General features: G+C 59.7%; 1 protein-coding gene. It reads right to left on the bottom strand.

Features of this window, described 5'->3' with window-relative positions:
- Nucleotides 1-197 precede the first annotated feature (197 nt).
- Nucleotides 198-1,412, bottom strand: coding sequence for an IS4 family transposase (locus E1298_RS46845; protein WP_243726271.1), 1,215 nt, complete (start codon nucleotides 1,410-1,412; stop codon nucleotides 198-200).
- Nucleotides 1,413-1,564 lie beyond the last annotated feature (152 nt).

The following is a 1,564-nucleotide window of genomic DNA, read 5'->3' as shown; positions in this document are numbered from 1 at the left end:
CAATGCCATTTAGTTAGGCAGCTGGACTGAAGAGGTAGATTTCTGGCGGGCGCGGGTGTCGCACTCCATGGTCCGTAGATTTCTTCACGCGGAAAGAATTGTGACGCTGGCGTTTGACCACCCGTGGGTAAGTCCGCATGCGGCGGGGAGGATTTGGCCGTTCAAGTATCTCTGCCAGGGCATCTGCGGTGGCTCGTTCAAGGTGCTTCGGGGGAAAAATCCGCCGGCCCGGTGATCTGGCGGCGGACGACTCGCAGTGAGCGAATGAAGGAGAGCCGGTCCGGATCGATATCCGCTTGGTCGGCGGCCTCCGTCATAAGTTTGCGGACGGCATAATGGCTGAGAAGGAATCCCCAGAGTTCTTGTTCGGCAAGTTCCGGGGTCTTCGACCTCAGGAGCGCCCCCGGCCCCTTCTGGTGGGTCTTCACCTCGTCAATGACCAACTCGATCTCCCACCTCTCGTGGTATGCCGCCGCCAGTCCCGCAGCGGGCGCCTGCTCCGGGTCCAGGATGGTGGTGACCAGAGTGAAGAGCTCGTCCTCGTCTCCTTGCCCGAGTACCTGGTAATCGAAGACGCGCACAGGGAATCCGGGCAGATCTGAGATCTTGATGGTGCCTCTACGTAGTCGCTCGTAGGCTGCCATCTTGCGTCGTGGATCTGCCGAGTATGAAAGATATGACCCGTCCGGCAGCCATTCCAGAATCGGAAGATCGTTGTTCATTTTCGCCCTGAACAGGGCATCGGCACCGCCATCTTTGATTCGCTTCATATTTTCGTGGCTGTACATCCCCTTGTCGGCGATGATGAGCATGTCGTCGCCGACGGCGTCGGTGGCTAGCAACCGGGTTGCCAGCGCGACCTCGGTTTCTCGTTGCGCACCGAGCTCGGCGGCGACGATCGCGTGTGTGCCGCATTCGGCAAGCCCTACGACCAGCGCTTTGGGGAAGACTCCCTTCTCGTTCTTCTTTTTCCCGGAGAAGCCGAAGCGGTCACCGTTAGCAGGGCTGTCGAAGACTTCTACGTCAAAGCCGTCCAGCGCCATCAGCCGCCAGCGCCCCAGCCAGGCACCTTTCGTGGAGCGCAGGGCACAGGGAACCGCTACGCGCTCGAACAGATTACGCATCACCTCGTTGCCCAGACGCTGCCGGGCCTGGGTGAGCGCCGCCGGCGTCGGGATCGTCCATTCAGCTCGCCAGCTCCCCAGCCAGCGCAGGCCCTGGACCAGCTTACGCATGACCTCTTCGTAGGATTCACCATGAAAGAGCGTCATTGCCATCACGAAGTAGACGACCACGCGCGCGGGAAGTTTACGCAGTCGCTGCTCACGCCTGCCAGATTCCAGTATGACCTCGTCCACCAACTCACGCGGAACGATCCGCGTCAGCACACCAATACCGATTCGCTCCGTCACGACTGAACCGTAACCGCTGCCACCGTTGCCAGGATCTGCCATAGCCGAAAAATAGCAGCCCCAGCTCACAGCCGTTGCCCAACAACGAAACCCACAACCTCAACTGTGGATATGTGGATACTGGAGGACACAAGCTTAACTAAATGGCATTG

Origin of the sequence: Actinomadura rubrisoli (assembly GCF_004349215.1) — a bacterium.
Taxonomy (GTDB): domain Bacteria; phylum Actinomycetota; class Actinomycetes; order Streptosporangiales; family Streptosporangiaceae; genus Spirillospora; species Spirillospora rubrisoli.
Note: the sequence above shows the minus strand (reverse complement) of the source record. Positions and strands in the feature narration are given on the sequence as shown.